This window comes from Galactobacter valiniphilus (assembly GCF_003575975.1).
GTDB lineage: Bacteria > Actinomycetota > Actinomycetes > Actinomycetales > Micrococcaceae > Galactobacter > Galactobacter valiniphilus.
In genome coordinates, this window is the sequence record NZ_QQXK01000023.1 from 24,965 (window position 1) to 47,436 (window position 22,472).

Annotated in this window: 23 protein-coding genes; 18 read left to right on the forward strand and 5 right to left on the reverse strand. The window is 71.2% G+C overall.

Translation table 11 applies throughout. From position 1 onward, the window contains the following. Nucleotides 1–8: 8 nt before the first annotated feature. Both DWB68_RS11400 and DWB68_RS11405 read right to left on the reverse strand, forming a co-directional pair. Nucleotides 9–875: an SGNH/GDSL hydrolase family protein gene (locus tag DWB68_RS11400; protein ID WP_233548772.1), complete on the reverse strand. Its 867-nt coding sequence runs from the start codon at nucleotides 873–875 to the stop codon at nucleotides 9–11. Nucleotides 876–939: 64 nt separating this feature from the next. Then, the gene (locus DWB68_RS11405; RefSeq protein ID WP_119425254.1) at nucleotides 940–2,124 is read right to left on the reverse strand and encodes a DmpA family aminopeptidase; all 1,185 of its coding nucleotides are present in this window, start codon (nucleotides 2,122–2,124) and stop codon (nucleotides 940–942) included. A 157-nt stretch (nucleotides 2,125–2,281) separates the two neighbouring features. On the opposite strand from DWB68_RS11405, the gene DWB68_RS11410 reads away from it, so the two are divergent. The 9 genes from DWB68_RS11410 to DWB68_RS11445 all read left to right on the forward strand — a co-directional run bounded on the left by DWB68_RS11410 (nucleotide 2,282) and on the right by DWB68_RS11445 (nucleotide 8,572). Beyond that, on the forward strand, nucleotides 2,282–3,172 hold the full coding sequence (locus tag DWB68_RS11410) for an APC family permease (protein ID WP_158588294.1): 891 nt from the start codon (nucleotides 2,282–2,284) through the stop codon (nucleotides 3,170–3,172). A 2-nt stretch (nucleotides 3,173–3,174) separates the two neighbouring features. Then, on the forward strand, nucleotides 3,175–3,555 hold the full coding sequence (locus tag DWB68_RS17020; protein WP_158588295.1) for an amino acid permease: 381 nt from the start codon (nucleotides 3,175–3,177) through the stop codon (nucleotides 3,553–3,555). Then, on the forward strand, nucleotides 3,552–3,764 hold the full coding sequence (locus DWB68_RS16275) for a hypothetical protein (protein WP_158588296.1): 213 nt from the start codon (nucleotides 3,552–3,554) through the stop codon (nucleotides 3,762–3,764). Before DWB68_RS17020 ends, DWB68_RS16275 begins: the two co-directional genes overlap by 4 nt. After that, nucleotides 3,703–4,359, forward strand: coding sequence for a TetR/AcrR family transcriptional regulator (locus tag DWB68_RS11420; protein ID WP_158588297.1), 657 nt, complete (start codon nucleotides 3,703–3,705; stop codon nucleotides 4,357–4,359). Before DWB68_RS16275 ends, DWB68_RS11420 begins: the two co-directional genes overlap by 62 nt. A gap of 70 nt (nucleotides 4,360–4,429) precedes the next feature. Continuing rightward, nucleotides 4,430–5,089, forward strand: a complete 660-nt coding sequence (locus DWB68_RS11425) for an alpha/beta hydrolase (RefSeq protein WP_158588298.1) — start codon at nucleotides 4,430–4,432, stop codon at nucleotides 5,087–5,089. A 141-nt stretch (nucleotides 5,090–5,230) separates the two neighbouring features. Then, nucleotides 5,231–6,313, forward strand: coding sequence for a hypothetical protein (locus tag DWB68_RS11430; RefSeq protein WP_119425259.1), 1,083 nt, complete (start codon nucleotides 5,231–5,233; stop codon nucleotides 6,311–6,313). Beyond that, on the forward strand, nucleotides 6,310–6,678 hold the full coding sequence (locus tag DWB68_RS11435; protein WP_119425260.1) for a GntR family transcriptional regulator: 369 nt from the start codon (nucleotides 6,310–6,312) through the stop codon (nucleotides 6,676–6,678). The genes DWB68_RS11430 and DWB68_RS11435 overlap by 4 nt, the downstream gene beginning before the upstream one ends. 53 nt (nucleotides 6,679–6,731) lie before the next feature. Next, complete coding sequence (locus tag DWB68_RS11440; protein ID WP_158588299.1) at nucleotides 6,732–7,370, forward strand: TetR/AcrR family transcriptional regulator; 639 nt, start codon at nucleotides 6,732–6,734, stop codon at nucleotides 7,368–7,370. Then, complete coding sequence (locus DWB68_RS11445) at nucleotides 7,367–8,572, forward strand: MFS transporter (RefSeq protein WP_119425262.1); 1,206 nt, start codon at nucleotides 7,367–7,369, stop codon at nucleotides 8,570–8,572. The genes DWB68_RS11440 and DWB68_RS11445 overlap by 4 nt, the downstream gene beginning before the upstream one ends. Nucleotides 8,573–8,652: 80 nt before the next feature. On the opposite strand, the gene DWB68_RS11450 is transcribed toward DWB68_RS11445, so the two are convergent. Further along, entirely contained in the window at nucleotides 8,653–8,886 is a 234-nt protein-coding gene (locus DWB68_RS11450; protein WP_199700440.1) for an RNA-binding S4 domain-containing protein, read from the reverse strand. 43 nt (nucleotides 8,887–8,929) lie between these two features. On the opposite strand from DWB68_RS11450, the gene DWB68_RS11455 reads away from it, so the two are divergent. From DWB68_RS11455 to DWB68_RS17170, 4 genes are all read left to right on the forward strand, one after another. Continuing rightward, entirely contained in the window at nucleotides 8,930–9,913 is a 984-nt protein-coding gene (locus tag DWB68_RS11455; protein WP_119425263.1) for a DMT family transporter, read from the forward strand. A 63-nt stretch (nucleotides 9,914–9,976) separates the two neighbouring features. Continuing rightward, a complete protein-coding gene (locus tag DWB68_RS11460) occupies nucleotides 9,977–11,476 on the forward strand; it encodes a purine-cytosine permease family protein (RefSeq protein ID WP_119425264.1) in 1,500 nt (499 codons plus the stop codon). Then, on the forward strand, nucleotides 11,473–11,739 hold the full coding sequence (locus DWB68_RS17165; protein ID WP_325048562.1) for a hypothetical protein: 267 nt from the start codon (nucleotides 11,473–11,475) through the stop codon (nucleotides 11,737–11,739). The genes DWB68_RS11460 and DWB68_RS17165 overlap by 4 nt, the downstream gene beginning before the upstream one ends. Nucleotides 11,740–11,802: 63 nt before the next feature. Continuing rightward, nucleotides 11,803–12,045: a cysteine hydrolase family protein gene (locus tag DWB68_RS17170; protein ID WP_407645699.1), complete on the forward strand. Its 243-nt coding sequence runs from the start codon at nucleotides 11,803–11,805 to the stop codon at nucleotides 12,043–12,045. A gap of 81 nt (nucleotides 12,046–12,126) precedes the next feature. Here the strand turns inward: DWB68_RS17170 and DWB68_RS11470 are convergent, their stop codons facing one another. Further along, on the reverse strand, nucleotides 12,127–13,851 hold the full coding sequence (locus DWB68_RS11470) for an AAA family ATPase (protein ID WP_233548773.1): 1,725 nt from the start codon (nucleotides 13,849–13,851) through the stop codon (nucleotides 12,127–12,129). A 189-nt stretch (nucleotides 13,852–14,040) separates the two neighbouring features. Here DWB68_RS11470 and DWB68_RS11475 point away from each other — a divergent pair, with 189 nt between their 5' ends. Further along, complete coding sequence (locus DWB68_RS11475; protein WP_119425265.1) at nucleotides 14,041–15,429, forward strand: glycine--tRNA ligase; 1,389 nt, start codon at nucleotides 14,041–14,043, stop codon at nucleotides 15,427–15,429. Further along, the gene (locus DWB68_RS11480; protein ID WP_233548774.1) at nucleotides 15,426–16,361 is read left to right on the forward strand and encodes a GNAT family N-acetyltransferase; all 936 of its coding nucleotides are present in this window, start codon (nucleotides 15,426–15,428) and stop codon (nucleotides 16,359–16,361) included. Before DWB68_RS11475 ends, DWB68_RS11480 begins: the two co-directional genes overlap by 4 nt. Before the next feature lie 636 nt (nucleotides 16,362–16,997). Here the strand turns inward: DWB68_RS11480 and DWB68_RS11490 are convergent. After that, nucleotides 16,998–18,074, reverse strand: a complete 1,077-nt coding sequence (locus DWB68_RS11490) for a 2,3-butanediol dehydrogenase (protein WP_119425267.1) — start codon at nucleotides 18,072–18,074, stop codon at nucleotides 16,998–17,000. 219 nt (nucleotides 18,075–18,293) lie between these two features. On the opposite strand from DWB68_RS11490, the gene DWB68_RS11495 reads away from it, so the two are divergent. The 3 genes from DWB68_RS11495 to DWB68_RS11505 are packed head-to-tail and all read left to right on the forward strand — an operon-like array spanning nucleotide 18,294 to nucleotide 22,367. After that, complete coding sequence (locus tag DWB68_RS11495) at nucleotides 18,294–19,778, forward strand: YibE/F family protein (protein ID WP_119425268.1); 1,485 nt, start codon at nucleotides 18,294–18,296, stop codon at nucleotides 19,776–19,778. Between the two features lie 44 nt (nucleotides 19,779–19,822). After that, nucleotides 19,823–21,028: a tRNA dihydrouridine synthase DusB gene (gene dusB / locus DWB68_RS11500; RefSeq protein ID WP_407645700.1), complete on the forward strand. Its 1,206-nt coding sequence runs from the start codon at nucleotides 19,823–19,825 to the stop codon at nucleotides 21,026–21,028. Continuing rightward, nucleotides 21,021–22,367: a deoxyguanosinetriphosphate triphosphohydrolase gene (locus DWB68_RS11505; protein WP_407645701.1), complete on the forward strand. Its 1,347-nt coding sequence runs from the start codon at nucleotides 21,021–21,023 to the stop codon at nucleotides 22,365–22,367. The genes dusB and DWB68_RS11505 overlap by 8 nt, the downstream gene beginning before the upstream one ends. The last annotated feature ends 105 nt before the right edge of the window (nucleotides 22,368–22,472 follow it).

Consider the following 22,472-nt stretch of genomic DNA (forward strand, 5'->3'; position numbering starts at 1 on the left):
ATCGACGATCACGATTCAGAATCGCCTGATGCCTGCCGGCCCTCGGTGTCCGGGGCTGGGGTGTTGGCCGCTCCGAACACCGGCTGGGGGCGCGGGCGCTTGGGGGTCACTCCGTCGCCGGAGGAACGGTGGCGCAGGCGGCGCACCACCCACGGGAGCAGGTGCTCGCGCGCCCACTCGAGGTCCTCGGCGCGGGCCTCGCGCCAGGGCTTGGCCGGAGCCGGGGCCGGGAGCTCGGGGTCGAGGTCGTGCTCCACGCCGAGGGCTGTGAGCACCATCGCGGCGATGGTGTGGTGGCCGAGCGGGGAGAAGTGGAGGCGGTCCGGCGCCCACATGGGCTTCTCGTGCAGCTCGCGCAGCGCCCAGAGGTCGGCGACGATCGCGTCGTGGCGCAGGGCGATCGTGTGGATGTTCTCGTTGTAGATCGCCACGCGGCCGCGCAGCGCGCCGAGCACCGGGGTGTCACCGATGTCGGGGCCCGTGAAGATCACCACGGTCGCCCCGTCGGAGGAGAGGCGTTCCACCATGGAGTCGAGGCGCTCGGCGATGCGGTCCGGGTTGCCGCCGCGGGTCACGTCGTTGCCTCCGGCGCAGATGGTGATGAGGTCGGGGCGCAGCGCCAGGGCGGCCTCGATCTGCTCGTCGTCGATCTGGGCGATGAGCCGGCCGCGGATGGCCAGATTGGCGTAGGCCAGGTCCGGCACGCGCAGCGCGAGCTGCTCGGCCACGCGGTCGGCCCAGCCGCGGTTACCGCCAGGAACGCCCTCGGAGGGATCGCCGATGCCCTCGGTGAAGGAGTCGCCGATCGCGACGTAGCGGTGCCACGGCAGGTCCTGCTGGGGCGCGGTCTGGGGTGCTCTAGGGGTCTCGCTCACGGTCACAGACGATGCCACCAACAAGGAACCCGCGCCAGCGGGTATCGGGTAATCGCGGCGAACGTCACGCGCACCGGGCGTGCGAGAAGTCGGTCGCGAGCACCTCGGCGTGGGGCAGGGCGTAGGAGCGGTGCCCGTCGCGCCCCTCGACGTCCTCGTTGTTGACGAGGGCATTGAGCACCGCTTCCTCGACCGCCTCAACGGCGGCCGTGTAGAGCGGGTCAACCTGGCCCCAGGCCACAAACTCGAGGGAGTCGTGCGTCGCCGCCCCCGGCGCGCCCGGCATGACCGAGCGCAGCGAGCCGGGGTTCGCGGTGGAGAAGGCAAGGAAGATGTCGCCGGAGAAGTGCCCGCCCGCGGTGCCGGTGCGGGCGAGGCCCAGTGAGGCGCGGCGGGCCAGCCCGGCGAGCTGCTGGGGGAGGAGCGGTGCGTCGGTGGCGAGCACCACGATCACCGAGCCGGCGCCCGGGGCGCTGCGCTGGGCGGCGCCGACCTCGGCGGCGAACCACTCGGTGCGCTGGATGGGGCACGGTGCCTGGGAGCGGGCCCCGAGCGGCACGCCGAGCACCGTGAGCTCCTCGCGATCGCCGAAGTTTGCCTGCACCAGGGCGGCCACCGTGTACTCGGCCTCGCCGATGCCGACGCGGCGAGAGGAGGTGCCGGTGCCACCCTTGAAGCCGTAGCAATTCATGCCCGTGCCGCCGCCCACGCTGCCCTCGGGCACGGGGCCGGCCGTCGCCGCGTCGAGCGCCTCGACGGCGTGCTCCGGCGTGACGCGCTCGGCGTTGATCTGGTTGAGGTAGCCGTCCCAGGTCTCCCCGACCACGGGCAGCATCCACGCAGCTGACGCCTCCGGGTGGGTGCGGTGCATCCAGCGGTCCGCGCCCGCGTGGGCCGCCCCGACCGCGTGGGAGTTGCTAAGCAGGATGGGCGTGGAGAACTGGCCCGACTCCTCGATCCAGGTGCGCCCCGTGAGCTCGCCGTTGCCGTTGAGCGAGAAGGTGGCGGCGGCCACCGGGGTCCCGGCGCCGGCCTTGCCGCGCGGAAGGATCGCCGTGACGCCCGTGCAGGCCGAGCGGTCCTCCGGGCGCAGGGTCACGAGTCCCACCTCCACGCCGGCCACGTCCGTGATGGCGTTGAGCGGGCCGGTGGTGCCGGGCAGGGGGATACCGAGCGTGCGGGCGCGGGCGCGGGTGGCGAGGCGGGCGGGGGCGGCGGTGGAGGCGGCGGTGGAGGCGTCGTCGTGCATGCCGACATCGTGGCATGCGTTCGCGAAGCGAACAAGCCTTGAATTGAACGTTGGTTCAAAAGATGAGGGGAGCGAGACTCGAAAACCAAGACTGATCTTGAAGCCATGACGTCAGTCACTTTGAATGGGCGTTCAAACACGTACGAGGAGGACCAGCATGTCAACGACAGCCCCCGCACCCCCCGCCGCCGGGCGACGCCGCCTGAGCGCCTGGGGGATCGCCTTCCTGGTCGTCTCGGCCGCCGCGCCGCTGACGGTGGTGGTCTCCGCCGCCCCCATGGACTTCCGGCTCGGTGGCATCGGCGCCCCGGGCTCCATGCTGCTGTGCGGCGCCGTGCTGTTGCTCTTCGCCTTCGGCTTCAACGCCATGACCTCGCATGTGCCCAACGCCGGCGCCTTCTACGCCTACGCGCGGCACGGGCTCGGCCGGGGAGCCGGCGTGGGCTTGGCCCTCGTGACGCTCTTCTCCTATGTGGTCCTGAACCTCGCGTTCTACGTCTTCATCGGCTTCTTCGGATCCATGCTGTTCGAGAATCTGTGGGGGATCGCTAACCCGTGGTGGGCCTGCGCCCTCGTCGCCGCCCTCGGCGTGGGGATCCTCGGGGCCCGCCAGGTGGATGTGGGGGCCAAGGTGCTTGCCGTGCTCGTGACCGCCGAGGTCGCGATCCTGCTGGTGCTCGCCGTGGCAGTCCTGGTGCTGGGTGGGCCTGAACCCGTCTCCGGGGCCGGCTTCGACCCCGCCCACGTGCTCTTCGGTGGGGGCATCGCGGCGCTGCTCGTGATCGGCTTCGGCGCGTACCTCGGCTTCGAGGGCACGGCGATCTACGCCGAGGAGGCCAAGGACCCCGACCGCACCGTGCCGAAGGCCACGTACGCCATGGTGGCGGGCCTCGCGCTCTTCTACGCCTTCACCTTCTGGATCCTGACGGTGGCCTTCGGCGTGGACGGCGTGATCGCCTTTGCGCTGGGCGACGGCTTTGCCGACATGGTCCCCGTGGCCGCCACGGGCTACCTCGGGCGTGGGTCGGCGACGTCATCAGCGTGCTGATCGTGACGAGCTTCCTCGCGTGCGCGCTGTCCTTCCACAACGCCTCCACGCGCTACGTCTTGTCCCTGGCCCGCGAGGGGCTGCTGCCGCGCCGCTTCAAGCGCCTCAGCGCGCGGACCCAGGCACCCGTCGCAGCGAGCGTCGCGATCAGCGTGCTCGCCGTCGCGGCTCTGGTTGTGGCCGCGCTGACCATCGCCGACCCCTACCTGGGGCTCGCGCTGTGGACCTACGCCACGGGCGTGCAGGGCCTCGTCTTCTCGCAGGCCGTCGCCGCGATCGCCGTGGTGGCCTACTTCGCCCGCGACCGCCGCGGCCACAGCCTCTGGCGGGTGCTCGTGGCCCCGCGCTCGGCGCCGCGGGGCTCTGCCTCGGCTTCGTCTTGATCGTCAGCAACTTCGAGATCACCTCTGGCATGCAGGACTGGGTCAATGCCCTGCTCATCGCCCCCACCCCTATCCTGTTCCTGGCTGGCTTTGCGGTCAGCGCGATCCTGCGCCGCACGCGGCCACAGACCTGGGAGGAGCTCGGCCGTGCCGACCAAGAACGCCAAGCCCACGGCAGCGACGCCGCGCCGGCAACGCTCCGTCGATAAGCGCGAGGCCCTCGTGAGCGCGGCTCGCGAGGTGGTGGCCCGCGACGGCATCGCCGGGGCGAGCGTGCGGGCCGTCGCCGCGCAGGCCGAGGTGAGCGTCGGGACCGTTCTCTACCACTTCGAGGGTGGGCTCGAGGAGCTGCAACAGCTGGCGCTCGAACGGGTCATGGAGCAGCTCTACGCCGGTCGCCTCAAGGTCCTGGCCGGACCCGGCACCGTGCTCGCCAAGCTGCGGGCCATGGTGGAACTCGGGGTGCCTGACGTGATCGACGAGGACCTTGCGAGCGTCTACTACACGCTGCCGCAGCTGCGGGATCACCCCGTGCGGGCGGCCGCGCATCGCGAGCTCGTGGAGCGGCAGGTGAGCCTGTATCGATCGCTCATCGAGATCGGTGCCGAGGCGGGGGAGGTGGATCCCGGAGCGCTCGAGGCGGCCGGTGGGCCGGAGGATGTCGCGCGGACGGTGGTCGCTCTCGAGGACGCCAACGACCTCTACCCGTTGTTCGGCCTCGAAGCGGGGGGTGGCGAGGCGCGTCGGCGCCGCGTGCGGCGTTACCTCGAGCTCGCGCTCGGCGTCGCGCTGCCGGCGTCGTAGCTACCCGTGGCACCCCGGCCGGGCGCGGCGTCGTCGCCCCCTCGCCGAGGCGGTCTGCAAGGATGGGCCCATGAGCTTTGATTGGGACCCGTACGCCATCATCGACACCCGCGACGGCAACACCGACGCCTCTCCGTTGCTCGTGCTGCTGCACGGCTACGGGGCGGACGAGCGCGATCTCCTGCCGGTCGCCGCGCAGCTGCCCGCGCAGTTCACGGTGGCCTCCATCCGCGCCCCCTTCGCCATGGGCCCGGGGTACACCTGGTTCCCGCTCGTCGCCGACCCGGCCTTCGACTTCTCGATCGTCCGCGACGTCGTGGAGCGCCTCGAGGACTGGATCGAGGAGATGAAGGCCAAGCACGAGACCATCGTGCTGCTCGGCTTCTCCATGGGCATGGCCGTGGCCACCTCGCTGCTGCGCCGCCGGCCCGACCTCATCACGGCCGTGGTGGGGTGTTCCGGCTTTGCCCTGGACGCCGCCCTGGACCCGGGCCAGGACTTCTTCGATGACGCGGCGCTCAAGCACCACAAGCTGCCGCTGTTCTGGGGCCGCGATCCGCAGGATCCGGTCATCACCGAGGACAAGGTCGAGTACACGAACCACTGGGCGCGCGCCCACACCAAGCTCACCAAGGTGAACTACGCGGGCATCGGTCACGGCATCGGCGCCCAGGAGATCTCGCACATCGGCGAGTTCCTCGACGCCGAGGTCTTCGGGGCCCGGCTCTAGCCGGACACACCTTCGGCGCCCCGCCGTGCCTCCTGCCGCCCGTCGAAATCCGACGGGCGGCAGATTTGTATCTACCCATTGACACAAGTGGCCCCGGCGTTTGTACCCTTGAGTTAGAACAAGTTCGATGAAGGGGGAATCATGCAGGCACTAGTGACGGTCGCGAGCGCGATGCTCTTGCTGGCGTGGGTTGCGGCCATGGTGTGGCTGCTGCGGCGGGTGCTCAAGGCTTCGACCGCGCCCGAGGCCGCGGGTGCGGCGGGGGCCGACGCGGCCGTCCGCGCCGCTTGGTGCCACGAGGTCGGGCGTTCCGCGGCGGTGTTCTGGGTGGGTCTCGCGGCGCTGCTCGCCCTGGGGGTCGCGGGCCTCCTGGTGCAGGATTTTCATCGCCTGCTCTTCCTAGCGCCCGCGGGGGCCGCCGCCGCGAGCATGCTGGTGGCCGCTGTGGTGCCTCCGGCGCGCACGCAACAGTCGGGGCCCGCTCAGGCGGACCTGCGTCAGCGCGGGGTGTTGAGCGGTACCGCCCGCGGCGGGGTGCTCCTGGCCGGCTGCCTCGCGGCGGGCCTGGCGGTGTTGGCCGTGGCCACCGGGCTGCTCTCTGTGGTCGATGACACGACCGGCACGTGGCAGGCCCTTCCCTTGACGCGCGTCTATCCTGCGGACGTCACCTTCGATGACGACGGGATGGTGGCGAGCGCCATGGGCGTCTCCAATGCCAGCTACCTCATCCCGTTCCCCGGATGGAACTACGGCGTGCCCCTGCTCGGGCTGCTGGTGCTCTCGATCGTCTTGGTGGTGATTGCGCTGAGGCGCAATGCGGATCGGCGCCGCTGGCAGGGGGAGGGGGCCGAAGCGCTCGACAGCGCGGCGCGCGAGCTCGTGGCTCGGGTCACCTCGCTGACCCTCGGTGGCCTCCTGGCCATCAGCGCGGCGGCGTTGCTCGGCCGGATCGGCAACTCGGCCTGGGGGCTCTCCGGTGCCGCCGATCCCATGCGCTTCCCCGAGATGGGGACCGACATCCCGCAGGCGCTGCCGGGGCTCGAGCCCTCCGCCCTGATGGGTCCCGCGGTCTTCCTGCTCGCCCTGGCGGTGATCGTTGCCCTCGTGGCCGTGAGCTGCCTCCTGCTGGCTGGCGCGGCGTGGGTGCGCTCACGCGCGGCGGTCCGGTCGGCGGCACAGGGTGACGGGCTCGTCCCGGTCGTGACCGGCGAGGTTGTGGCGTGATCACCATCGACCCGCACGGGCCGCAGAGTCCCTCCGTGCAATTGCAGGCGCAATTGGCCTCCGCGATCCGGGCGGGCGAGCTGCCGGCGGGGGCCCGGCTGCCTTCCGTGCGGCATCTCGCCGTGGATCTCGGTCTCTCCAATGGCACGGTGGCCAAGGTCTACAAGGCGCTCGAGCAGGGCGGCTGGGTGCAAACCCGGCGAGGGGGAGGGACGACCGTAAGCGAGGGGCTCGCCGTCGCGCCGTCGCTGACGGCCGAGGTCGAGGCCTTGGTTCACGCCGCGAGGCGGAGCGGCGTGGGGCTGGACGAGGTCGTCGCCCTCGTGGCGTCCAGCTGGCGGCGGACCGGCGGGGAAGAGAAGTAACGCACGGTGCCCGATTCTGGACAGTAGTGTCCAGAATGGGGCACGCTCGTTCCATGAGTCCGCGCCCCCCAGCCTTCGACGAAGCCGCAGTCATCGACGCGGCCATCGCCTCCTTCACGCGCCACGGCTACGAGGGTGCGGACGCGAGCACCTTGGCCCGCGAGGCAGGCCTCTCGCGCTCCAGCCTCTACAACAGCTTCGGCTCGCGCGAGGCCCTCTTCCTGCGCGCCCTGGGCGAATACTCGCGCCGCGGCGTGGCCGAGGCGGAGGCGCTCGCCGCCCACCCAGGCCGGGCCCTGGCGCTGCTGCGCACCCGCTTGCTCGAGAGCGTGCAGGCGCAGGCGCGCGAGGGGAGTCGCGATGGCTGCCTCACCGTCAACGTCGGCGTGGAGCTGGGGCGCTCGATGCCCGAGGCGGCCGACATCATCGATGCGGATCGCGAGGCCTGGGTGCGCGCCTACGGCGCGCTACTCGAGCGGGCCAAGGGGGAAGGGGACCTGGTGTTCGACGGCGATCCCCTCGCCTTGGGTGCCGCGCTGCACACCCTGCTCGCCGGCCTGCGGGTGGCCGCGCGGACGCAGACCCCCTCCGAGCTCGGCCGCGAGGTCGATGCCCTGCTCGGGACGTGGGCGAGCGACGCGGGCCGCACGCTGCTCGGCGAGCTTTCGCAGGGACAGGGGGAGGCCCGATGAGCGCCTCACCCAAGGTCCCCGGCGTCGTCTGGCTGCTCGCCGCCGTCATCTTTGCCCTCGGCACGAGCGAGTTCATGATCGCGGGCCTGCTCGAGAACATCGTCGCCGATCTGGGCGTGAGCCTCTCCGCCGCGGGACTGCTCGTGACGGGCTTCGCGCTCGGCATGATTGCCGGCGCGCCGCTCATGACGGTCCTGACGCTGCGCCTGCCCGTGCGCGTCACGCTCGTCGGTGCCGCGGCGGTGTTTGCCGCGGCGCACGTCATGGGCGCCCTGGCCCCCGGCTACGGCGTGCTCATGGCCTCGCGCGTCATCGCCGCCGTGGCCTGCGGTGCGTTCTGGGCCGTCGCGAGCGTTCACACCTCGCGGGTGGCCTCGCCCGCTGTGTTGGGGCGCTCGCTCGCCACGCTCGTGGGCGGCATGACGATCGCCAACGTGGTGGGCGTCCCGGGCGGCGCCTGGCTCGGCAACGCCTTCGGCTGGCGTAGCGCCTTCTGGACGCTCGCGGCCGTCACGGTGGTGGCCGGCCTGCTCGTGGCGTTCACGGTTCGCCCGGCCCCGCGCGGAGACCTGCCCCCGCTGCGGGAGCTCATCGGCCGCGAGCTGGAGGCCTTCAAGCACCGCCGGATCTGGCTCTCGCTCAGCGTGACGGCCCTCTTCCAGGCAGCGGTGTTCGCGTTCTTCTCCTACTTCTCGCCGCTCCTGACCCAGGTGGCAGGCCTGCCCCTCGACGCGGTCCCCGCCGTGCTCGCTGCCTTCGGCGTCGGCACCTTCATCGGCGTGAGCATCGGCGGGCGGCTCGCCGACGACAACCTGTTCGGCAACATGATCGGCTCGCTCGCGGCCCTCGTTGCCTCCTTCGTGATCCTCGCGCTCACGGCGGGCTGGGCGCCCGGCGCCATCGCGGCCATGGTGCTCGTGGGCATCTCGGGCTTCTCGATCGCCGGCGCCCTCAACGCCCGCGTCTTCCAGGTGGCCGGCGCTGCCCCCACCCTCGCCTCGGCCGTGAACACGAGCGCGTTCAACGTGGGCAACGCCCTGGGTCCGGCCCTGGGTGCGTGGGTGCTTGCCGCCGGCGCGCCGGTCGTCACAACGGTGTGGCTCGGCGCCGGCCTCGCCGCCGTCGCGTGCGTGCTGGCCGTGGCCGTCAAGGCCACCGACGCCCGCTGGGCGGCGCTCGAGGTGCGCCCGGCGGGCGCCTGAGCCGCGAACCCGGCCGCTCGTCGTCGTGACGCGCGAGATCCTGCTGGCAGGCGGACGGGCCCGAGGCGTCCCTTCAGGAACTACTCGACGACGATGCGCCAGGCCTGGCCTTTGAACTCGATCACGGCGCCGGCGGCGAGCTGGGCACCGCGACGCTCCTCAATGTCGCCGTTGAGCTTCACGAGGCCGTTCGCGATGGCGGCCTTGGCCTCCTGGCCGTCCTCGACGGCGCCGACAAACTTGAGGAACTGGCCCAGGCGGATGCCCTCCTCGGCAAAGAGGACGTCTTCGATGCGGGGGGTGGCTGCATACATGCCTTCCAGCGTACCGTCCCCGAGCCTGTAGCGTGGAGCGGCCATGACTCAGACGCGCGCCACCTCCCTCCCCGTTCCCCTCGGACTCGCGCTCGCCCTCGTGGCCGGCGCGGCCATGCCGGCCCAGGGCCGCATCAACGGCCAGCTCGGCCTGTTCCTCGGCAACGGGATGCAGGCGGCGACCATCAGCTTCGGCACGGGCCTGGTCATCATCCTGGCCCTCGCGGCACTGCTGCCCTCGGGCCGCCGCGGCGTGCGCGTCATCCCCGCAGCCCTGCGCGCCAAGGCCTTCCCTTGGTGGTACCTCTGCGCCGGCGCGATCGGTGCCTACTTCGTGCTGAGCCAGGGCCTCGTGGTGGGCATCCTGGGCATCGCGGTCTTCACGGTCGCCAATGTCACGGGCCAGACGGTCGGATCAATGATCGTCGACGGCACGGGCTTCGGGCCGGGCGGCAAACGCCCCATCACCGGCCTGCGCGTCATCGCCGCGATCATCATGCTCGGCGCCGTGCTCTGGGCGGTCTCGCCGCAGCTCGGCGACGCCGTGGCGCACCCCGCCGAGCTCCTCCTCCCCATGCTCCTGCCCTTCACGGCCGGCATCCTCAACGGCTTCCAGACCGCCATGAACGGCACCCAGACCCAGCACTACGGCACCTTCGTCCCGGCCACGATCTTCAACTTTGCCGTGGGCTTCGGCGTCCTCGCCATTGCGCTGGCCGTGCAAGCCGCCCCCGCCGGGGTCTCCTGGAACCTCCCGGGGGAGCCCTGGTACTACCTCGGCGGAGCGTGCGGCGTCGTCTTCATCTCGCTCGCCGCGTACCTGGCCAAGCACCTCGGCGTGCTGCTCACGAGCCTCGGCATGATCGCGGGGCAGCTGCTCGGTTCCCTCGCGCTGGATGCCGTGTGGCCCATGGGGAACGCCGGCGTACACCTCGCCACGGTGCTCGGTTCCGTCCTGGCGATCGGCGCCGTGGCGCTCGCCTCGGTGCAGCCGGGCGCCCGCCTACCGTGGGAGAAGCGCGGCTGAACCCGCCCGCCCGCGCGAGCGCGCGCCGTCGGGCCCTTCCCAGCGTGCTCCCAGGATGTGAGGATGAGGCGGTCACACCCGCCCGCCCCGCAGGAGGTCGCCTTGTCCTCGCCAGCCCCCACCTCGCGCAGCCGCCTCATCGAGACGGCTGGCATCGAGATCATCCCCGAGTCGGCGCGCACGGCCACGCCGCGCCAGCTCTTCTGGCCGTGGTTTGCCGCCAACGTGTCGGTCTTCGGTATGAGCTACGGCGCGTTCGTGCTCGGCTTCGGCATCTCCTTCTGGCAGGCCACGGTGGTGAGCATCGTCGGCATCGTTATTTCGTTCGCCCTGTGCGGGCTCGTGGCGATCGCCGGCAAGCGCGGTTCGGCGCCGACCATGGTGCTTTCCCGAGCGGCCTTCGGCGTGGAGGGAAACAAGGTGCCAGGCGTCGTCTCCTGGCTTGTTTCGATCGGCTGGGAGACCTCGCTGGCCATCACGGCCGTGCTCGCGACCTCCACCATCTTTGAGCGGCTGGGGCTGGACGGCGGCACGGGCACCAAGCTCGTCGCCACGATCGTGGTGGCCGCGCTCATCGTGGGCGCCTCGGTGCTCGGCTATCACACGATCATGAAGCTGCAGTCTTGGCTCACGTGGATCACGGGCGCCATCACCGTGCTGTACCTCTTCATGGCGCTGCCGCACGTCGACTTCTCTGCCGTCGGCGCCGTGCCCAACGGCTCGGCCGCGCACATGATCGGCGCGCTCGTCATGGTGATGACGGGCTTCGGGCTCGGGTGGATCAACATCGCCGCCGACTGGTCGCGCTATCAGCACCGCAACGCCTCCGACGCCTCGATCGTCGCGTGGAACACCATCGGCGGCGCCGCGGCACCCATCATCCTGGTGATCGTCGGCCTGCTGCTCGCGGCCTCCGATGCCGACTTCGCCGCCAACGTGGGAGGCGACCCCGTGGGTGCGCTCGCGAGCATCCTGCCCACGGGCATCCTCATCCCGTTCCTCATCACGGCGATCCTGGCGCTCGTCTCGGGCGCCGTGCTCGGCATCTACTCCTCCGGCCTGACCCTGCTCAGCCTCGGCATCAAGGTGCCGCGCCCCGCCGCCGCCGGCATCGACGGGTTGATCCTGACCGTTGGCACGCTCTTCGTGGTGTTCGTGGCGCAGGACTTCATCGGCCCGTTCCAGTCCTTCCTCATCACGCTCGGCGTGCCGCTGGCCTCGTGGGCCGGCCTCCTCATCGCGGACGTGCTGCGCCGCCGCAAGCCCTACGCGGAGGAGGAGCTCTTCGACAAGCGCGGGCGCTACGGCTCCTGGGACGCCGTGAGCATCGTGACGCTCATCGTGACCTCCGTGATCGGCTGGGGCCTGGTCGTCAACACCTTCGCCGAGGCCGCCGCCTGGAACAACTGGCAGGGCTACCTCCTCGGCCCGCTCGGCCTCGGCGGGCGCGAGGGCGATTGGGCCTACGCCAACCTCGGCGTGCTGTTGGCGCTTGTGCTCTCCTTCCTGGTCGGCTACTTCGTGCGCGCGCCCAAGATCGCCGCGCAGGAGGCCAAGGGGTGAGCAGCGAGCCGTGGCTCGTGGTGATCGACCCGCAGGTGATCTTCGCCGACCCGTCCTCCGACTGGGCCTCGCCCGAGTTTGAGGCCGCGGCGGACGTCATCGAGCCCCTGCTGCCGGCGTTTGGGGACCGCGTGCTCGTGACGCGCTGGCTGCCCACCGCCTCCCGCGAGGGCTCGTGGGGCGAGTACTTCGCGGCCTGGCCGTTCGCCGACGTCCCGGCCGAGGACCGGCTCTACGACCTGGTGTCCCGGGCTGCCACGTGATCGCCGCACCCCACCCTGGACCGGCCGACCTTCGGCAAGTGGGGCCCCGAGGTCGTTGAGCGGGTGGGGGAGAACCCCCGCCTGGTTCTGACCGGGGTGTCCACGGATTGCTGCGTGCTCTCCACGGCGCTGGCCGCGGCCGACGGCGGCGCCTGGGCGAGCGTCGTCTCCGACGGCTGCGCCGCCTCTACGCCCCAGAACGGCGCGGCGGCGCTGCACGTCATGGGGCTCTACCCGCCGCAGCTGCGCGTGCTCGACTCGGCCGCGCTCCTCGCGGAGCTCGCTCCGCCGGGGGCGGCCGGCTGACTCCCCGGTGGTTGCACTTTTCCCCGCGTATCGAGCGGGGAAAAGTGCAATGGCCGGGGAACGACGGAGCGCGGCCGGTGGCTAGCGCGGCTCGGGTCGGTCGCCGCTTGCCTCGTCCTCCCCGGCCAGGAAAGCGTCGAGGGTGGGCTCGCCGTGGTCACCTGCCGGCGCAACGCCGTAGCCCGCGTAGCCACGCGGCATAAACGTGACCCGCGGATCCGGGCCGCCACTCACGAAGCCAAAGTCCTCGCCGGATTCCTGGTCGAAGACGTCGGAGTCCTCCGGCTGGGGATCGGAGCCGAGCAGGCGCCGCGTGAGCGTGGCCGCCGCGTCAAGCAGCGACTCGAGCGCGGCGTCGAGGTGATCGTCCCCGAGCCGCTCGCGGCGCTCGGCCGCCAAGAGCACGGCGCGGCGCATGAGCTCCTTGGCGAAGGAACCAGTGGTGCCCTCGGCGGCCTCGGCCGCCTGATCCAGCGCGGCGTCGCTGAAGCCGAGATCCCGCGCGTACATGCCGAAGAGCCGTCGCCGCTCGGCGAGGGCCGGCAGGCCGATCTCCACCGCGAGGTCCACGCGGCCCGGCCGCTGGGCCAGCGCGCGTTCCAAGACGTTGACGCGGTTGGTCGTCATGATGAACGCGACGTCGGCGTCGCCGTCGAGGCCGTCCAGCGCGTCGAGCACCTCGAAGAGCAGCGGCTGGGGCGTGTGGCCGCGTTGCATCGCGACGAGGTCGATGTCCTCCATGACCACGATGGCCGGCTGGAAGGTCCGCGCCAGGTCCGCCGCCTCGGAGATGAGCCCGATCGAGGAGCCCGTGAGCAGCACGGCCGTGGTGCCCTCCGTGACGCTGAGCAGGTGCCGCACCGTGAGGGTCTTGCCCGTGCCGGGAGGCCCGTAGAGCAAGACGCCGCGCTTGAGATGCTGCCCGGCCTCGAGGAGTTCCTCGCGGTGCTCGGCGATGCCCACCACGTGGCGGCTCACCTCCTCCAGGACGCCCTCGGGCAGGATGACGTCCTCCGCCCAGACCTGCGGGCGCTCCACGAAGGTGGCGCCGGCCGAGCCGCCGTACTCGTTGTGCTGGAACGAGAGCACGCGCCCGCGCAGCACCGAGAGCTCGATCATGAGCTCCGTGAGCCGCGACTGGAACGCTGAGGCGGCCGCCGTGTGTGCGCAGAGGATCTCCACCTGGGCCTGCTGCCGGCCGTACTGCGGGTTCGCCCCGCGCACGAGCGCCGCGATGGGGGCGCCCTCGAAGCTCGTGAGCCACACGCCGAACGCGACGACCTGCTCCGTGGCGTCCGGGCCCGTGGCGCGGAAGGCGTAGTCGACCGGCCCCTCGTCGAAGTTCGACCACGCGCCGGAGGTGAGCAGATCGGTGAACGACTGGTGCTGGCGCTGCTCGCCGCCCGAAACGCCGATCAGCCGCCCGGAGGCCTCCTCACCGAGCCGGCGCAGCGCGCGGTCCAGGTCCACGAGTCGGTGGTCGCCGAACTGGGCCACGGCCAACGGCACGCCCGCCGGCGACTGGCCAAGGTGCGCGCCCACGAGCTTGCCGAGCGGCGTGAGCTCGGTCGGCGTGTTGAGGGCGGCGAGTGCCGTGGCCTGCTCGAGGTAGGCGGCCACAGTCAGCATGATGTCGCGATCGAGCGCCGGTAGCGCACCGCCCGCCGCGCCAGGCGTCGCGCCGGGCACCACGCCCGGGGCCGCCTTGCGCTCCGACGCCGCGCCCTGGCTCGCCCCTTCCAGGGTGCCCTCGGCGCCCGCCGTGCTCGCGCCGTCGTGCTTCTTGCCCTTGTGCTTCTTGCCCACGCCGTTGCCCCGCTTCCCCCGCGGCCGTGCCGCGGGCATCAAGAGGTTGAGGATGAGGCGCTCGCCACACCCAGGCTCGACGCTACCGGGGCCGCGCCTGGCGCGCGAGGGGCCGGTAGGCTGGTGGCACCCATCTTTCGCGCGGACCGCAGCCGGCGGCCCGCCAAGATTCTTACGGAGTGCATTTTCATGGCAGCTGCCACCACCCTCGACAAGGTCATCTCCCTTGCCAAGCGCCGCGGATTCGTTTTCCAGGCGGGTGAAATCTACGGTGGTTCGCGCTCCGCGTGGGACTACGGACCGCTCGGTGCCGAGCTGAAGGAAAACATCAAGCGCCAGTGGTGGCAGACCTTCGTGCGCGGCCGCGCCGACATGGTGGGCCTGGATTCCTCCATCATCCTGCCCTCCGCCGTGTGGGAGGCCTCGGGCCACGTCGCGACCTTCACCGACCCGCTCGTCGAGTGCCTCTCCTGCCACAAGCGCCACCGCCAGGATCACCTCCTGGAGGCCTACGAGGCCAAGAAGGGCCACGCGCCCGAGAACGGCATGGCCGACATCGTCTGCCCCGATTGCGGCACCCGCAGCCAGTGGACCGAGCCGCAGAACTTCTCCGGCCTCATGAAGACCTACCTCGGCCCCGTGGACGACGAGTCCGGGCGCCACTACCTGCGCCCCGAGACAGCCCAGGGCATCTTCGTGAACTTCGCCAACGTCGTGACCACCGCGCGCAAGAAGCCGCCGTTCGGCATCGGCCAGATCGGCAAGGCCTTCCGCAACGAGATCACCCCCGGCAACTTCATCTTCCGCACGCGCGAGTTCGAGCAGATGGAGATCGAGTACTTCACGGCTCCCGAGGACGCGCCCGCCAAGTTCGATCAGTGGGTCAAGGATTGCTGGGCCTGGTTCGTTGACCTGGGCATCAAGGAAGAGAACATGCGCCAGTTCGACGTCCCGGACGGGGAGCGCGCGCACTACTCGGACCGCACCATCGACTTCGAGTACAACTTCGGCTTCGGCGGCGACGGCTGGGGCGAGCTCATGGGTGTTGCCAACCGCACCGACTTCGACCTGAAGTCCCACATCGAGGCCTCGAAGCAGGACCTGTCCTACTTCGACCAGGCCTCGGGCGAGCGCTACGTCCCCTACGTGATCGAGCCGTCCTTCGGCCTGACGCGCTCCATGATGGCCTTCCTCGTGGACGCCTACACCGAGGACGAGGCGCCCAACGCCAAGGGCGGCGTGGACGTCCGCACGGTCCTGAAGCTGGATCCGCGCCTGGCCCCGGTCAAGGCCGCCGTGCTGCCGCTCTCGCGCAACGAGAAGCTCTCCCCGGTCGCCCGCGAGCTCTCCGACAAGCTGGGCAAGCACTGGAACGTCGACTTTGACGACGCCGGCGCCATCGGCCGTCGCTACCGCCGCCAGGATGAGATCGGCACGCCGTTCTGCATCACGGTTGACTTCGACACGCTCGAGGACAACGCCGTGACTGTGCGCGAGCGCGACACGATGAGCCAGAAGCGCGTGAGCCTGGACAACATCGAGGCGTACCTGGCCGGCAAGCTGCTGGGCGCCGCGTGAGCGACACCCTGAGCGGGCTGACCTTCCGCCCCTGGGAGGACGGCGACGACCTGCGCCTCCTCGAGGTGTGGGGCGGCCCGCGCACGCCGCAGGCGCACGAGGACCGCACCATGCTGCGGGCGAGCTCGGATGCGCCCTTCGCCCGCTGCATCGTGGCGGAGGACTCCGGCGTGCCGGTCGCGGCCGCCGTGGTCTACTCCTCCTCGCTGCACCCGCAGCGCTTCTGGTTCTACGCCGAGGTGGCCTCCGGGCTGCGCCGGCGCGGGATCGCCACGGAGCTGCTGCGGCTGCTGCGCCTCGAGCTGCCCGACGGCGCGGCCCTCAAGGCCCGCTACACGGTGGCCGCCGCGGGCGAGAACCCGGACGCGGAGGGGGCCGACGGCTTCCTGCGCGCCGCCGGCTTCTCCGATCTGCAGCGCTCGCGTTTGGTGGTCGTGGAGCCCGGTTCCCTGCCGCTGCCGCAGTTCTCCGACGGCGGGCTCACGCTGGACGAGGCGGCGACCGGCTCGGTGGAGCTCTCCCAGCTCGTGGCCGAGTTCTACAACGCCACGCACGAGTGGGACCCCAGCACCATGACCCTGGGTCTGGCCCAGACCATGCTGCTGGGCGATCACACGGGGGCCAAGGGTGCAGTGGTGCTGCGGGACAAGCCCAAGGCGGACGGCGGGCGCATCCTGGCCTTTGCCGTCTCCTACGATCCGGCGCGCCCCGAGGCACCCACCGAGGTGTTCCTCGGCTGGGATCCGGCGCTGGGCCTGCAGGACGCCACCATCGCGACCCGCAGGCTCCTGGGCATGCTGGTGCACCAGTTCCCCGTGCAGCTCGAGGTCGACGACGCGATGGTCCCGCTGGCCCTCGTGATCGACGAGCTGGGCCCGCAGGAGAAGGCGACGGTCATCGCCACGAGCGAGATCGTCGCGACCGACGCCTGAGCCTCCGGCACGCAAGAACACCACGACGCCGCGTGGTCACCTCAAGGTGACCACGCGGCGTCGTGCTGTGTGTGGGTGAGCACGGGGTGGCTCACGCTGTCACTGGCCGCCGACGCTTTCTGCCGCTCGCCACGGCGACGAGTCCCACGGTGGAGCCCAACGCCGCCAGCGCGAAGCCCGTGAGGAGCAGCCATTCCCCGACCGATCCGCCGCTGGGATTCGAGGCGTACAATTTGCCGTTCCCCTCGGTGAACCACCTGGGTGGAGCGGCGGCTGCGTTGGACCGTGTCGCTCGTCTGCTTCGTGACCGTGACCTCGGCGCTGGAGTAGCCGGCGGTCGCCTTCTGGATGAGGGGCACCCCAACGGTCGCGGTCAGGCCCCAGCAGATGAGCGTGAGCACCACGAGGCGCACGAGCTTCTTGCGCCGACCGGGCGGCGGGGCGGTGTTCGGCTGGGTCCGGGTCACCTCGTATATGCCCACCAGCGTAACGGTGTTGGCCGACGCGACGGCCGCTCAGCTGGACGGCGGGCGGACCGCCCCCCAACGCCACGCGCCGTCGGGCATTGAACGAATCAAGGCCCGACGGCGCGGGTGGGGGTGAGGCGCGTCTGGGCGCCTCGAGCAGGGGAAAGGGTCAGAGGCCCTTGCCGCTGGGGGAGACCAGGATCTTCACGGCGGTCTCGTTGTGGTTGATGAGGGTGTCGAAGCCCTTGTCGACGATGTCCTCGAGGCCGATCTTGCCCGTGATGAAGGGCTTGAGGTCGATCTTGCCGGACTCGACGAGCGCGATGGTCTCGGGGTGCGAGTTCACGTAGCCGATGGTGCCGCGGACGTCGATCTCCTTCATGACCAGCTTGTGCATGTCGAAGGAGGCCTTCTTGCCCCAGATGGACACGATGACGATCACGCCGGTGGGGCGCACGGCGTCCATGAGCGTGTCGAAGACGACCTGCACGGAGGTGCACTCGAAGGCGACGTCGGCGCCCTTGCCGCCCGTGAGCTTCTTGATCTCGGCGACGACGTCGACCTCGGCCGGGTTCAGCGCGACGTCGGCGACGCCGGCATCCAGGGCCTTCTGGCGGCGCAGGCCGGAGAGCTCGGAGACGATCACCTTCACGCCGAGGGCGTGCAGGACGGCGGCGGTCAGCTGGCCGATCGGGCCGGCGCCGCCGACGATGGCGGTCTGGCCGGCCTTGACGCCCGAGCGCTTCACGGCGTGGTAGGCCACGGACAGCGGCTCGATGAGGGCCGCCTCGTCCAGGGCCACGGAGGAGTCGATCTTGTGGACCCAGCGGCGCTTGACCACGATGTTCTCGGCGAGCCCGCCGCCGCGGCCGGCCAGGCCGATGAAGTTCATGTCCTCGGAGAGGTGGTAATCCACCGAGTCCGGGCCCGTGTAGACGTCGTCGCGCAGGATGTAGGGCTCCACGACCACGTGGTCGCCCAGGGCCAGGTCCTCGACGCCTTCGCCGAGCTCGGAGACGACGCCGGAGAACTCGTGACCCAGGGTCACGGGGGAGTCCTCGCCGGAGATCGGGTGGGGGTGGCCGTGCTCGGGGGCGAAGATGGGGCCCTCGAGGTATTCGTGCAGATCCGTGCCGCAGATGCCGCACCAGGCGACGTCGATGCGGACCGTGCCGGGCTCGAGCTGCTGGGGGGTGATGTCCTCGATGCGAATGTCGCCGCGATCGTGGAAACGTGCTGCCTTCACCGTTTTCAACCTCTTTCCAAGGGTGAGTGTGTGATCTTCACTGATCACTGCCCAAGCTATGCCCGCCGGACAGCAAATGCCCACAAAGGTGATGCTAAATACATTCCGAACCGGTCGGTAGCACTGCCGGCCCTGCTACGCGCGCGACGCGCCCGCGCATACATTGCGCGGAGCAAAGAACGCACGGCACTGGACCCGCCTGCCCCTAGGGTGGAGTCCATGGGTAGCAGCCACAGCCATGACGCCCCGATCGCCGACCCCGTGCGCAAGCGCCGGGCCACCGTGACGCTCTTTTCCCTCCTGGTTCCCTTGGCCCTGGCCACGCTCGCCGGGCTCATCCTGCTCTGGCCCGGGCCCGGCTCGGACCGCGTGAGCCTGGGGCAGCCGTACTCATCGCAGGAGGGCGTGCAGCTCATCTCCGCCACCGTCACCCGTGTGGCAACGGGCCAGGACGCCTGCACTGAGCGCTCCACCGCCGACAAGGACGGCAACTGCGTGGTGCCGTACGTCTGGCCGGCCGGGGCGAGCGCCGAGGTGCCGGTCGACATCTCCCCGGAGCTGCGCGATCAGCACCCGCCGCAGGTCGGGGACAGCATCCGGCTCGTCTACTTCGAGGCGAGCGGCACGGGCGAGCCGGCCTCCGGCACCATGATCGACTACGACCGCTCGGTGCCCCTGGCCCTCCTGGCCGCCCTGTACGCGCTCGTCGTCATCCTCGTGGCGCGCTGGCGCGGCGTGCGGTCCATCCTGGGCCTCGGCTTCGCGTTCCTCATCATGGGGTTCTTCATGTTCCCGGCGCTCGTGGCGGGCAAGCCGGCGCTCTGGGTGGCGTTCATCGGCTCGGTGGCGATCATGTTCGTGGTCCTCTACTTCGCCCATGGCTTCACGGCGCGCACCTCCACGGCGCTGCTCGGCACGGTGTTTGGCCTGGCCGTCACGGCGGCTCTGGCGATCTGGGTGACGGACGCCGCCGGGCTCATCGGCATGGGGGACGAGTCCACCTACGCCCTGAACTCCCAGGTCCCGCAGCTCTCGCTCTCTGCGCTTGTGATCTGCGGCCTCATGGTGGCGGGCCTCGGCGTCCTCAACGACGTGACGATCACGCAGGCCTCCGCCGTGTGGGAGCTGGCCGAGTCCAGCCCCGGGGCCACGGCGCGCGAGCTCTTCGGGCGGGCTATGCGGATCGGCCGCGATCACATCGCCTCCACGGTCTACACGATCGCCTTCGCCTACGCCGGCGGCGCCTTCGCGACCCTGTTGCTCCTGAGCCTCTACGACCACTCCTTCACGGAGTTCCTCACGACGGGCGCGCTCGCGGAGGAGGTGGTCCGCACGCTGGTCGGTTCGATCGGCCTGGTGCTCGCGATCCCCGTCACCACGGCGATCGCCGTGGCCGTGGTCAAGGCCGTGGGCCCCGGGACGCGGCGCGGCCACACGCACGACGACGCGGCGCCGGCTTCCGGCGCGACTCCCACCGCCGCGGCCGCCGGGGCGGCCCCCGCCCCGCTCGCTGGGCCGGTCACCCCGGCCACGGGCCGCCCCCGCGGGAGGCGGGCCGCCCGCCCGGGCGAGCCCACGCCGTCGGGCACGGGAAGCGTCCCGGCCCCGGGCGCCGCGCCCTCCGCGCTGCGGGACGACGATGTGGAGGAGCTCCCGAGCCTCCATGACGTGGTCCGCTCCCGGCCCCGCGATCCACAGGGGTAAGCCGCGCCACTGCGCCATTTGACCGCAGGTGGGAGAATGGTTCGGTGACCCTGACTGCCCCTCACTCCGTGACCAGCACCGAGGAGGCCCCGGAAGCCGTCAAGCTCAACCTGCCGCCGCTGCAGCTCGGCAAGCTGACGATCGACACTCCTGTGGTCCTCTCGCCCATGGCCGGCATCACGAACTCCGCCTTCCGGCGCCTCTGCGCCGAGTACGGCGGCGGCCTCTACGTGTGCGAAATGGTGACGAGCCGCGCCCTCGTGGAGCGCACGCCGGAGTCCATGCGCATCATCAAGCACGCGCCGGAGGAGGAGATCCGCTCCATCCAGCTCTACGGCGTGGAGCCCAACACGGTGCGCGCCGCCGTGCGCATGCTGGTGGAGGAAGACCGGGCCGATCACATCGACCTGAACTTCGGTTGCCCCGCGCCCAAGGTGACGCGCAAGGGCGGCGGCTCGGCGCTGCCGTGGAAGACCGACCTCTTCGAAGACCTCGTCCGCGCCGCCGTGGACGAGGCCCACAAGGGTGAGATCCCGCTGACCGTCAAGGTGCGCAAGGGCATCGACGACGAGCACATGACCTTCCGCGAGGCCGGCAAGATCGCCCGCGACCTGGGCGTGGACGGCATCGCCATCCACGGCCGCACCACCAACCAGCACTACGCGGGCAAGGCCGACTGGGGTTCCATCGGCGAGCTGCGCGAGCAGCTCCCCGACATCCCGGTGATCGGCAACGGCGACATCTTTGCCGCCGAGGACGCCGTGGCCATGGTGGAGCAGACCGGCGTCGACGCCGTCCAGATCGGTCGAGGCGTGCAGGGCAAGCCCTGGCTCTTCGGGGATCTGCAGAACGCGCTGAGCGGTTCGGCCGAGCGCTTCCACCCCTCGCTCGGCGAGGTGGCCGGGGCGTTCCGCCGCCACGCCGAGCTGCTGATCGAGCACTTCGAGGACGAGTTCCGCGGCCTGCAGGATCTGCGCAAGCACGTGGCCTGGTACTTCAAGGGCTACCAGGTGGGCGGCGAAACCCGCTCCGGCCTGGCCAAGGTCTCCTCCATGGTGGAACTGGACGAGCTGTTGGGTCAGCTCGACGCCTCCGGTCCGTACCCGGGCCGCGCCGCCGAGGGCTCCCGCGGCCGCGCCGGCTCCGCCAAGCGCCCGCACCTGCCGCAGGACTGGCTCGAGTCGCGCACCATGAACTCGGAGCACAAGGCCATGATTTCCCACGCCGAGCTGGACATCTCCGGTGGCTGATCGGGTGGTCGTGGCGTCGGTTCCCCACGCCGTCCGCACGCCGGGCTACGGCGAGTGGGACGAGGAACGCTGGGTGCCCGAGCCGCCCAAGAAGGCCTACCGCACGGCCTTCGAGCGCGATCGCGCGCGCGTGCTGCACAGCTCCGCGCTGCGCCGGCTCGGCGCCAAGACGCAGGTCGTGGCGCCGTACTCGGACGACTTTGTCCGCACGCGCCTGACCCACTCGCTCGAGGTGGCGCAGGTGGGCCGCGAGCTCGGCGCCACGCTGGGCTGCGATCCGGACGTGGTGGACACGGCGTGCCTCTCGCACGACCTGGGCCACCCGCCCTTCGGCCACAACGGCGAGAAGACGCTCGACGTCCTCGCCGCCGCGTGCGGCGGCTTCGAGGGCAACGCGCAGACCCTGCGCCTGCTCACGCGCCTGGAGACCAAGACCTTCCGCGCCAACGGCGCGTCCGCCGGCCTGAACCTCACGCGCGCCTCGCTGGACGCCGCGTGCAAGTACCCCTGGCCGCGCTCCGAGGCGCCGCAGACCTCCGAGGGCAAGCCCACCCGGAAGTTTGGCGTCTACGAGGACGACGAGCCGGTGTTCCGCTGGCTGCGCGGGGCCGGTGCCTCCCAGGGACCCGGCGATGACGTCCCGGCCCCCGGCCAGAGCTGCCTCGAGGCGCAGGTCATGGACCTCGCCGACGACATCTCCTATTCGGTGCACGACGTCGAGGACGCCGTGAACGCCGGCCGCTTCCAGCTGCGCTGGGTGCGCGAGGGCTCCCAGCGCCAGCGCGTCATCGAGTACACGCGCCGCTGGTACCTGCCAGGCGCCGCCGACGATGAGATCGACGCCGCGCTGCGCCGCCTCGAAGGCACGGACGAGTGGGTGCCGCTCGTTGACGGCACGCGCCGCTCGCTCGCCGCGCTCAAGGACATGACGAGCCAGTTCATCGGCCGCTTCTCCTCGGCCGCCCTGCGCGCCACGCGCGAGCAGTACGGCCCCGCCGCCCTGACCCGGTACAACGCGAGCCTCGTGGTCCCGCGCGAGACGGAGTTCGAGATCGCCGTCATGAAGGGCCTCGCCACGGCCTACGTCATGACCTCCGAGGAGCGCCAGCCCATCTACGAGCGCCAGGGCGAGGTGCTCTCCGGCCTCGTGGAGCTGCTCTCCGAGACGGGGGACCGCTACCTCGAGCCGATCTTCGCCGAGGACTGGCGCCTCGCCGCCGACGACGCCGGGCGCCTGCGCGCGGTGATCGACCAGGTCGCCTCGCTCACCGACTCCTCTGCCCTCGAATGGCACCAGACGCTCGTGGCTGGCTCGGCCTTCGAGGCCCGGCTGTTCTAGGTCCCGTCCCCGCCGTTCCGACGCCGCCGAGCCCGCCAGGGCTCGGCGGCGTCGCGCGTGGTGTGGGCCGTGGGGCCGGGTGAGCGGCGCATCGATTGCGCCGGT